This is a genomic window from Nocardia cyriacigeorgica NBRC 100375 (assembly GCF_000308555.1).
In the GTDB taxonomy this organism is placed as follows: Bacteria; Actinomycetota; Actinomycetes; order Mycobacteriales; family Mycobacteriaceae; genus Nocardia; species Nocardia cyriacigeorgica.
The window spans coordinates 1-10,918 of sequence record NZ_BAFY01000012.1; the positions used below are offsets into that span (position 1 = coordinate 1).

Annotated in this window: 7 protein-coding genes; all 7 read left to right on the forward strand. The window is 68.1% G+C overall.

Going from position 1 to position 10,918, the window contains the following annotated elements:
- The first annotated feature begins 57 nt into the window (after nt 1-57).
- Entirely contained in the window at nt 58-1,017 is a 960-nt protein-coding gene (locus RJ05_RS00780) for an alpha/beta hydrolase (protein ID WP_036531756.1), read from the forward strand.
- A 228-nt stretch (nt 1,018-1,245) separates the two neighbouring features.
- Nucleotides 1,246-3,114: an alpha/beta hydrolase-fold protein gene (locus tag RJ05_RS00785; protein WP_081597097.1), complete on the forward strand. Its 1,869-nt coding sequence runs from the start codon at nt 1,246-1,248 to the stop codon at nt 3,112-3,114.
- 265 nt (nt 3,115-3,379) lie between these two features.
- Entirely contained in the window at nt 3,380-3,919 is a 540-nt protein-coding gene (locus tag RJ05_RS00790; RefSeq protein WP_036531760.1) for a DUF732 domain-containing protein, read from the forward strand.
- Nucleotides 3,916-4,905: a cutinase family protein gene (locus tag RJ05_RS00795; protein ID WP_373365042.1), complete on the forward strand. Its 990-nt coding sequence runs from the start codon at nt 3,916-3,918 to the stop codon at nt 4,903-4,905. The genes RJ05_RS00790 and RJ05_RS00795 overlap by 4 nt, the downstream gene beginning before the upstream one ends.
- Before the next feature lie 132 nt (nt 4,906-5,037).
- The gene (locus tag RJ05_RS00800) at nt 5,038-6,057 is read left to right on the forward strand and encodes an LLM class F420-dependent oxidoreductase (protein WP_014348444.1); all 1,020 of its coding nucleotides are present in this window, start codon (nt 5,038-5,040) and stop codon (nt 6,055-6,057) included.
- A 194-nt stretch (nt 6,058-6,251) separates the two neighbouring features.
- A complete protein-coding gene (fadD32, locus tag RJ05_RS00805; RefSeq protein ID WP_036531767.1) occupies nt 6,252-8,168 on the forward strand; it encodes a long-chain-fatty-acid--AMP ligase FadD32 in 1,917 nt (638 codons plus the stop codon).
- Nucleotides 8,169-8,388: 220 nt separating this feature from the next.
- Nucleotides 8,389-10,918, forward strand: a 2,530-nt coding sequence (locus tag RJ05_RS00810) for a type I polyketide synthase (RefSeq protein ID WP_156090785.1), incomplete at its 3' end; no start/stop codon positions are given.

A 10,918-nucleotide genomic window follows, 5' to 3' on the forward strand; every position in this document is an offset into this window, starting at 1 on the left:
GCCGCCCCGAAGAGGACCACGGGACGGCGAGGCGCGCCTCGCAGTTGGCGTAACCGGATTCTGGCCGTCGGCGCTGCGGCGCTAGCGCTGCCGATCGCCGCGGGTGTGGCTGCTCCGACCGCCGCCATCGCGGCTCCGGTGCACGGCCCCGCGCTGCGGGCGCCCGCCGGCGGCTACGAGGAACTGATGGTTCCGTCGAGCATGGGTCCGATCAAGGTTCAGGTGCAGTGGGCCGCCCGTGGCGGCAACGCCGCGCTCTACCTGCTCGACGGCCTGCGGGCCCGCGACGACCGCAACGCCTGGTCGTTCGAGACCAACGCGATGCAGCAGTTCGCCAATGACAACATCACTCTGGTGATGCCGGTCGGCGGCCAGTCCAGCTTCTACGCCGACTGGTACGCCCCGTCCAACACCAACGGTCAGAAGACCACCTACAAGTGGGAGACCTTCCTGACCAAGGAGCTGCCGACCTTCCTCGAGGGTTACGGCGTCTCCCGCACCAACAACGTGGTCGCCGGCCTGTCCATGGGTGGTAGCGCCGCCCTGGCGCTGGCCGCCTACCACCGCGATCAGTTCAAGGCCGCCGCGTCCTACTCCGGCTACCTGAACATCTCCGCGCCCGGTATGCGTGAGGCCATCCGCATCGCGATGCTCGACGCCGGCCGCTACAACGTCGACTCGATGGCCGCGCCGTGGAGCCCGGCCTGGCTGCGGATGGACCCGTTCGTGTTCGCGCCGCAGCTGAAGGGCCTGCCGATGTACATCTCGGCGGCCAGCGGCCTGCCCGGCCCGCACGATCACCCGAACTCGGCGATCGGCGTGTTCAACACCGGTAACGCGATGGCCCTCGAGGCGCTGTCGCTGGTGAACACCCGCGCCTTCCAGGCTCGCCTGAAGTCGCTGGGCATCCCGGCGCACTTCGACTTCCCGGCGGTCGGTACGCACAGCTGGAAGTACTGGGAGGGGCAGCTGTTCGCCTCCCGCAAGATGTTCCTGGACGCCACCGGCGGCTGGTGACCATCGGTCGCTGACGCGCTCGACGGCGCCGTTCGTTTCTCCGGAAGCGAGCGGCGCCGTTTGCTGTGGGGTGACCCGTGTTCGGTTGCGCGGTAAGCGAATACGGCTCTTTTGCCGGTGTGGCCGGAGCCGACGGTGAATATCCCGCGGCGAACCAAATGGTTTGCTGTGGGCGCGTCGTCCACGGAACCGCGGCCCGACCGGGGTACAAACATCCCTGTGGTAGGTATGTCGCGCGGTAGGCAGGGTGGCGGCGCACGGTTGCGCCGGCAGCCGCGCATGATCCTGCCCGCGCTCGCCACGGGGCTCGTGCTGCCCTTCGCGGCAGGTCTCGGCGTGATGGGAGTGCCCGCCGCCGATGCCCAGCCCGCGGTCACCGCCGCCGCACCGGCCTCGATACGCAATGTCATCTGGCACACCGACCGGCATGTCGAGCTGTGGGTGAACTCGCCCGCCATGGGCGCACCGATCCAGGTCCGGTTGCTGCTGGCCAGGGATTGGAACACCCGCCCCGACGCGAAGTTCCCGGTGCTGTACATGCTCGACGGCCTGCGCGCCACCGAGGAGGTCAGCGGCTGGATCAAGGATGCGGGCGCGGTGGATTTCTTCGCCGACAAGAACGTCACTGTGGTGCTTCCGGTGGGCGGGCAGTCCAGCTTCTACTCCGACTGGCTCGAGCCGAACAACGGCAAGAACTACAAGTGGGAGACCTTCCTGACCAAGGAGCTCCCGCCGCTGCTCGAGGGTCAGTGGCGGGCCACGAATGTGCGTGGCATGGAAGGGCTGTCGATGGGCGGCACGGCCGCGATGTTCCTGGCGGCCCGCAACAAGGATTTCGTCAAGTACGCCGCCTCCTATTCCGGTTTCCTCACCACCACGACGCTCGGCATGCCGCAGGCGATCCAGTTCGCCATGCGAGATGCCGGCGGGTTCGATTCCACCGCGATGTGGGGCCCGCCGACCAGCCCGCTGTGGGAGGAGCACGACCCGTATCTGCTGGCCGAGAAGCTGAAGGGGATCAGCCTCTACGTCTCCAGCGGTTCCGGCGCGACCGGCCCGCACGACGCGCCGAGCGGTGTGGTGCCAGGGGTGAGCACCAACCTGGCGGGCATGGGCCTGGAGATCCTGTCCAGGATGACGTCGCAGAATTTCGTCACCAAGCTCGGCGACCTGAGCATCCCGGTGCAGGTGAACTACCGTGCCTCCGGAACACATTCGTGGCCGTACTGGGATTTCGAGATGCGCCAGTCCTGGCCGCAGGCCGCCGCCGCGCTCGGCGTGGAAGCCGATAAGCCGCCCTGCGAGGTGGGTGGGGCGATCGGCCCGGTGGTCGCCGCCAACGGCTGGCTCGGCGACTGCCTGACCGGCGAGTACCCGGTGAACGGCGGTGTGGCCCAGGACTTCCGGCACGGCCGGGTGTTCTTCTCGAAAGACGGTGGCGCACATCCGGTCGCGGGCATGATCGGCGGCGGCTACCAGGCGGCCGCGGGACCGGCCGGTGCGCTCGGCCTGCCGACCGGCCCGGAACGCGGATTGCCCGACGGGCGCGGCAGATTGCAGACCTTCCAGCATGGTTCGCTGTACTGGACTCCGCAGACCGGCGCACAGGTGGTGCGCGGCGCGATCCTCGAGGAGTGGGGCAGGCAGGGCTTCGAGGGCGGTCCCGCCGGCTATCCGACCGGACCGGAGATCAAGACCCCCAATCGCGACGGCGCGGTGCAGGGATTCGAGGGCGGGCCGATGTATTTCAGCCCGGCCACCGGTGTGCACCGGGTGGAGGGCCTGATCCTCGGCAAGTACGCCGAGATGGGTTTCGAGAACAGCTGGCTCGGCTTCCCGGCCTCGCCGGAACAGCCGCTGAAGGACCTCGGCCGCTACAGCCGCTTCGAGGGCGGCAACATCTATTGGAGCCCGCTGTCGGGCGCCTGGGCGGTGCGCAACGGCCCGATCATGGACGCCTGGCGCGACGCGGGCTACGAGAACGGCCGCCTCGGCTATCCGATCAGCGACGAGTTCGCCATCCCCGGCGGCGTCCAGCAGAACTTCCAGGCCGGCTTCATCACCATCCGCGACGGCAAGGCCCAAGTGCATCCCTGAGCTTTGGCCAGGTCAGCGCCGGTCGGGAAGTCCGGACGGGTCGAACCAACGACTGTGTCATGTGCCACACTTCCGAGCCGAGCAGCCGTATCCCCGACTGGGTATTACCCTCGGTGTTCGCCCCCCGGAAAACCTGAGAGGTTTGCGGCCCGTCTCGTGTTTCCGCGGTCGTTGCGCACGCCGAAGGTAAGCAGCGGCCGCGGAAACACGAGACACCAGGGGCCGCAAACCCCGCCGCGCCAGCGGCCAAAGACAAAGGACTTTCATGTATCGGACCCGTGGCAAGGTAGTCGGCGTTGCGGTGGCCATCGCCGCATCCGCGTTGCTCGCCGCTTGCGGCGACAACGATTCGACGGCGTCGAGCACGCCGACGCTGACCCCCTCCACGTCGGCGGCCACGTCGGCGCCCGGATCCGCCTCTGCCGCGCCCGCGCCCGAGGGTGAGACCGCGCCGCCCGCGCAGCCGAGCCCGGAGGACAGCCCGGCGCCCGCGCCGCAGGAACGCCCGGCTCCGGTGCCCGCCGAGGACCTCCCGCCCGCCGAGACCGGCGATCTCGGTGACAAAGAGAAGAAGTTCCTCGCCGAGTTGAACAAGCAGGGCGTCAACCCGTCGAACCCGCAGGACGCCATCACCATCGGTAACTACGTCTGCGGTGCGGTCGCCGCGGGTCAGCCCGACGATCAGATCGCGATCTACGCCAACGCCATGGCCGGCGCCGATCCGGCGTTCGATCCGTCCAAGATGCCCGTCGAGCAGGCAGGCAAGATCTACATCGACGTCGCGAAGCAGACGTACTGTCAGTGAGCGCGCGTCGCGGTTCGAGATCCCGCCGGTCGAGGCCGGTGGGCTGCCTGGTGCTGCTCGCACTCGCGGTGCTGGTGGTCATCGTGGTGGTACTGGCCTGGTATCTGCTCGCCGGGCGGTTGCGGGAACCGGAGCCTGGTCCCAAGCCGCCCGAAGAGCGGCCGACCAGCCAGCCCGCGAGCTGCCCCGATGTGCAGATGATCGCGGTGCCGGGCACCTGGGAGTCGGCCAGCAACGACGATCCGCACAATCCGACCGCGAATCCGGCCTCGCTGATGCTGAACGTCACCGGGCCGTTGCGAGAGCAGTTCCCGGCCCAGCGGCTCGATATCTACACCGTGCCGTACGTCGCGCAGTTCTCGAACCCGATCGCGTTCCCGCCGGACGGCCAGCAGTCCTATAACAACAGCCGTTCCGAAGGCACCCGCAAGATGGTGGACGCGCTCACCGAGCGGCACGCCGAATGCCCGCTGACCTCATATGTGTTCGCCGGTTTCTCGCAAGGTGCGGTGATCGCCGGCGATATCGCGGCTCAGGTCGGCGCGGGTAACGGCCCGATTCCCGAGGATCTGCTGCTCGGCGTCACCCTGATCGCCGACGGTCGCCGCACCGGGGAGACCGGGCCCGGTCATGCGATTCCGGTCGGACCCGTCCCACCAGGGGTGGGTGCCGAGGTCGCCCTCGCCGGTCTCAACGTTCCCGGTATCACCATGACCGGGCCGCGGCCGGGCGGGTTCGGCTCGGTCGCCGACCGCACGTACACGATCTGCGCGCCGACCGACCTGATCTGCGATGCGCCGCGAGACGCACTGCGTCCGACGAACATCGTCGGCAGCCTCACAACCCTCATCGGCGCGGTGGGCAATCCGGTGCACGCGCTCTACAACGGATTTGTGGTCGATCCCAATGGCACCACCGCTACCCAGTGGACCGCCAACTGGGCAAGTGGCCTGATCGAGGCGGCTCCGCGGCCGCCGCATTCGTGAGGTCGGCAGAACTCCGGACGGCGCGGTCCGACCCCACCGTCACGCTGTAAAGTGCGCTGATGATCGCGAGCCCGCCCCGTTCCAGGCGGCGGGTGCGCGCAGGCAATTTCCGATAGCCAGGAGCATGAGTTCATGACTGAAGCCGCCGCACCGGCTGGTGAGTTGAGCGCGCTGGGTTCGCCACTGCGTCCGTTCCGCTTCGCGGCTGCGGGTGAGGGAAACAAGCAAGAGGGCGGTGCCCGCAAGTTCATTCAGACGGCGCAGCAGGCCGAGGAATACGGCTTCGACACCTTCGTCGTGCCCGACCACCTCGGTGACCAGATCGGCCCGATCGCCGCGCTGGGCGCGTTGACCCAGGCCACCGAACGGATCCGGCTCGGCACCTCGGTGCTGGCGAACGGTTTCCGCAACCCGGTGGTGCTGGCCAAGGACCTTGCCACCATCGATGTGCTGTCCAAGGGCAGGCTCGAGGTGGGACTGGGCGCTGGCTGGAAGCAGGACGAGTTCCTCGCCGCCGGGCTCGAATACGATTCGCCGGGCATCCGCCTTGCCAAGCTGGACGAGGCGCTGACCATCCTCGACGTGCTGCTGCGCGGTCAGGAATGCACCTTCCAGGGCAAGTACTACCAGGTCAACGGCATCAAGGGGACCCCGCGTCCGCGGCAGGGCCCGCGTCCGCCGCTGTGCACCGGCGGTGGCGGTCCGAAGATGCTGCGCCTGGCCGCCAAGCACGCCGACATCATCTCCGTCGTTCCGGTCACCACCAAGAACGGCAAGGGTCTGCTCTCCGGTATCACCATGGAGAAGACCATCGAGAAGGTGAACCTGATCAAGGAAGCCGCCGGTGAGCGCTTCGACCAGATCGAGCTGAACTGGGCGATCACCGCGATCGTCATCACCGATGACCGTGAGAAGACCGCGGAGATGGCGCTGTCGGCGATCGACCGCGGCCTGCACCCCGATCTCGAGGTCGATGTGAAGCTCACGGTCGAGGAGATCTTGAACTCGCCCTACGTGGCCATCGGTTCGTTCGAGGAAATCGCCGAACAGATCCGCCGGGTGCGCCAACTCACAGGGATGTCCTACGTGGGCGTGTTCCCCACCCAGATGGACGCGTTCGCCCCAGTGATTCCGTTGCTGCGGGACGAGTGAGTGGCTCTTCTCTGTAACATGTCTCTGGTTTGAGAACATCTAGCCGATAGGCGGTCACCGCGCAGACCGCAACAAAAATCTGCAGGGCCGGCTCGGTTGATACCCGAGCTCCCGCGGGCGAAAGCGAGTCGGGGCCTCACAGGTAACAGCGGCGAATGTCGTCGTCTGGCTGCGTGTGCCTCGGAGGAGAAGGAATGGACGAGACTTTCGACGATTACCTGGACGAAAACGGGAACATCACAATTCCCGAAGGTCGCACCCTGGTCGATCACGTCGAGAAGCACACACGCAATGACGCGAACACGCTCGCGTACCGCTACATCGATTACTCGCGCGAGCGAGACGGTGAGGTGCACGAGCTGACGTGGCAGCAATTCGGGGTGCGCCTGCGCGCGGTGGCCGCCCGACTGCAGCAGGTGACCAACCCGGGCGACCGGGTCGCGATCCTCGCACCGCAGGGCCTGGACTACGTGGTTTCCTTCTTCGCCGCCATCTATGCGGGCACCATCTCGGTGCCGCTGTTCGACCCGGACGAGCCCGGCCACACCGACCGCCTGCACGCGGTGCTCGGTGACTGCGAACCGTCGGCCATCCTCACCGCGAGCTCCTCCGCGGCCGGGGTGCGTCAGTTCTTCCGCTCGCTGCCCGCCGCTCAGCGCCCGCGCATCATCGCCGTCGACGCCATTCCCGACAGCGTCGGGGAGAGCTGGGTCCGCCCGGACATCGCCGTCGACGACATCGCCTACCTGCAGTACACCTCGGGCTCGACCCGGGTCCCGGCCGGTGTGGAGATCACCCACCGCGCCGTCGGCACCAACCTGCTGCAGATGGTCGACGCGATCAACCTGGACTGGAATTCCCGCGGCGTCACCTGGCTGCCGCTGTTCCACGACATGGGCCTGCTGACGGTGATCCTGCCCGCGGTCGGCGGTAAGTACATCACCATCATGTCGCCGAGCGCGTTCGTGCGCCGCCCGTACCGCTGGATCAAGGAATTGGCCGCGGTCTCCGACGGCGCGGGCACCTTCGCGGCCGCGCCGAACTTCGCCTTCGAGCATGCCGCCGCCCGTGGTCTGCCGAAGAACGGCGAGTCGCTGGACCTGTCGAACGTGATCGGCCTGATCAACGGCAGCGAGCCGGTCACCACCTCGTCGATGAAGAAGTTCAACGAGGCCTTCGCGCCGTACGGTCTGCCCAAGACCGCGATCAAGCCCTGCTACGGCATGGCCGAGGCGACGCTGTTCGTCTCCGCGACCAAGGCCGAGGACGAGGCCAAGGTCACCTACGTCGACCGCGACGAGCTCAACGCGGGCCGCATGGTCAAGGTGGATCCGAGCGCCCCCAACGCCATCGCGCAGGTGTCCTGCGGTTATGTGGCGCTGTCGCAGTGGGCTGTGATCGTGGATCCGGAGACCGTCGAATCCGACGGCGGCGGGCACGAACTGCCCGACGGCCGGGTCGGTGAGATCTGGCTGCACGGCAACAACATGGGCATCGGCTACTGGGGCCGCCCGGACGAGACCGCCGCGACCTTCCAGAAAAAGCTCACCCAGCGTCAGGAATCGGGTAGCCACGCCGAGGGCGCCCCGGCCGACGGCAACTGGATGCGCACCGGCGACTACGGCGTCTACTTCGACGGCGAGCTCTACATCACCGGCCGCGTCAAGGACCTGGTCATCGTCGACGGCCGCAACCACTACCCGCAGGACCTCGAGTACTCCGCGCAGGAGGCGAGCAAGGCGCTGCGTCCCGGCTTCATCGCCGCGTTCTCGGTCCCGGCCAATCAGCTGCCGGCCGAGGTATTCGAGCAGGGCAGCCACTCGGGGCTGAAGTTCGACGCCGACGACGCCTCCGAACAGCTCGTCATCGTCGCCGAGCGTGGTCCGGGCGCGGGCAAGGCCGATCCGCAGCCGATCGCCGACGCGGTGCGCGCGGCCATCTCGCAGCGGCACGGCGTCACCGTGCGCGATGTGCTGCTGGTGCCGGCGGGTTCCATTCCGCGCACCTCCAGCGGCAAGATCGCCCGCCGGGCCTGCAAGGCCGAGTACATCGGCGGCACCTTGCGGGGCGGCTACACCCAGCAAGCCTTCCCGGACGCCCCGGAGGAGTGAGTTTCCCGGCCCGTCGCGGTGCATGCCGCGGCGGGCCGAATGCCCTGTCCGCTTTTTCGGTTGGCACGCTGAAACAGTGGCCGGGTCGTCGACCGATATGGCTGTTCGAGAGACTTCGTGTTCGACCAACCGATGCCCGCCGGCTGGGCGTCGCTAAGAGATGGGCGACGGTGCCCATTCGCCGCCGCGCCCAGCGCGCTTACAGGTAGCTTGAGGATTGATGGCTGAGAACGAGGGCATGGCTCCCGAGACGACCGACAACCACCACGTCGATCCCGGCGCGGAGGCCGATTCGGCTGCCACCGCCGCAGCCCCGGCCAACCCGGACATCTCCGTCGCCGAGCTGCGCGAATGGCTGCGCAAGTGGGTCGCCGACGCGACCGGTCAGCCGCTCGAGCAGATCACCGTCGACCGTCCGATGGAGGAATTCGGGCTGGCCTCGCGCGATGCGATGGCCCTCGGCGGCGACATCGAGGAGCTCACCGGCGTGGTGCTGAACGCGACGGTGGTCTACCAGCATCCGACCATCGCCTCGCTGGCCGACGTCATCGTCAACGGTGAGCCGGAGCTGCCCGCCGAGGATTCCGACGAGCTGTCCTACACCGCCGGTTACGCACCGGGCGAGGCGCACGACATCGCGATCGTCGGCCTGTCCACCCGGCTGCCCGGCGCGGGCGACACCCCGGAATCCACCTGGGAATTCCTGATGAACCGCGGCGACGCGATCCGGGAACTGCCCGAGGGCCGCTGGTCGGAGTTCCTCAGCGAACCCGCCGTGGCCCAGGCCGTCGCCGAGGGCAATACCCTGGGCGGCTACCTGGATCAGGACGTCGTCAAGGGGTTCGACGCCGAGTTCTTCGCCATGTCGCCGGTCGAGGTGGAGCGCGTCGATCCGCAGCAGCGGTTGATGATGGAGCTCACCTGGGAGGCGCTCGAGCACGCCAGGATTCCGGCAAGCGAACTCAAGGGCGCACCGGTCGGCTTGTTCATCGGCTCCTCCACCAGCGATTTCCAGATGATCGCCGCGCTCGGTCTCGCCGACCCGGATCCGACCCTGCCCGCGTCCGCCGAGGCGTACGCGATCATGGGCAGCTCCAACGGCATCATCGCCAACCGCGTCTCCTACTTCTACGATTTCCGCGGCCCGTCGGTCACTGTCGACACCGCGTGCTCGTCCACGCTGGTCGCCCTGCACCAAGCGGTGCGCGCGCTGCGCGACGGTGAGGCCGATCTGGCGCTGGCCGGCGGTGTGAACATGCTGCTGATGCCGATGACGACGCTCGGTTTCGCGCCCGGCGTCGCCAAGGACGGTCACATCAAGGCCTTCTCCGCCGACGCCGACGGCATGGTGCGGTCCGAGGGCGCGGGCCTGGTCGTGCTCAAGCGGCTGGTCGACGCCGAACGCGACGGCGACCACATCTACGCGGTGGTCAAGGGTTCGGCGGTCAACAACGACGGCCGCTCCAACGGCCTGCTCGCCCCGAACCCCGACGCCCAGGCCGATGTGCTGCGCCGCGCCTACCGTGACGCGGGTATCAAGCCCTCCGCCGTCGACTACATCGAGGCGCACGGCACCGGGACCCCGCTGGGCGATCCGATCGAGGCCGACGCGCTCGGCCGGGTGGTCGGCCGCGGCCGCGACGCCGACAAGCCCGTGCTGCTCGGTTCGGTCAAGACCAATTTCGGCCACCTGGAGTCCGGTGCTGGTGTGCCCGCGCTGGCCAAGGTGGTCATGGCGTTCCAGCACAATGTGCTGCCGCCCAACATCAATTACTCGGCCCCGAGCCCGTTCATTCCGTTCGAGCAGGCGCGGTTGAAGGTGGTCGACGAGCCGACCGAATTCCCGCGCTACAGCGGCGTCGCGACGGTCGGTATCTCCGGTTTCGGTTTCGGCGGCACCAATGCGCATGTGGTGTTGCAGGAGTACGTGTCGAAGAAGGCGGTGGCCGAGGCTGCCGAAGAGACCGACGCCGAGACCACCGATGTGGTGGCCGAGGCCGAGAACATCGTCGCCGAAGCCGAAGTCGTTGCCGCGGAGCCGGAATGGTCGGCCGACCGCGCCGAACCGCTGCCGGTGATCCTTCCGGTGTCGGGCTACCTGCCCTCGCGCCGCAAGCGTGCCGCCGCGGAACTGGCCGACTGGCTGGAGGGGCCGGGCAAGGACGTTCCGCTCGCCGACGTCGCCCGTTCGCTGGCCAAGCGCAGCCATTGGCGCTCGCGCGGTGTGGTGCTGGCCAAGAACCACGAGGAGGCCGTCGCCGGTCTGCGCGCCATCGCGGCGGGTAAGCCGGGCACCGGCGTGTTCACCGCCGACGCCCCCGCGATCAAGGGCCCGATGTGGGTGTTCGCCGGTTTCGGTGCCCAGCACCGCAAGATGGGTAAGCAGCTCTACCAGGAGAATTCGATCTTCCGCCGCACCGTCGACGAGGTCGACGAGCTGGTGCAGGACGAGGCCGGCTACTCCATTCGCGAGATGATCCTCGACGACGCGCAGGACTACAACGTCGGCACCTCGCAGGTCGGTATCTTCACCATCCAGCTCGGCCTGGCCGCGCTGCTGCGCGCGCACGGCGCCGAACCTGCCGCGGTCGTCGGTCACTCCATGGGCGAGGTCGCCGGCGCCTACATCTCGGGCGGTCTGCCGCTGGAGGACGCGGTGCGCGTGATCTGCGCCCGCTCGCGCCTGATGGGCGAGGGCGAGCAGATGATCAGCGATGACGATGTGCGCAATATGGCGCTGGTCGAGCTGA

What these genes read in the sequence shown, in the direction of transcription:
- fadD32 (WP_036531767.1), top strand. Translation starts at nt 6,252, where the DNA reads ATGGACGAGACTTTCGACGATTACCTGGACGAAAACGGGAACATCACA.
- RJ05_RS00785 (WP_081597097.1), top strand. Translation starts at nt 1,246, where the DNA reads ATGTCGCGCGGTAGGCAGGGTGGCGGCGCACGGTTGCGCCGGCAGCCG.
- RJ05_RS00790 (WP_036531760.1), top strand. Translation starts at nt 3,380, where the DNA reads ATGTATCGGACCCGTGGCAAGGTAGTCGGCGTTGCGGTGGCCATCGCC.
- RJ05_RS00800 (WP_014348444.1), top strand. Translation starts at nt 5,038, where the DNA reads ATGACTGAAGCCGCCGCACCGGCTGGTGAGTTGAGCGCGCTGGGTTCG.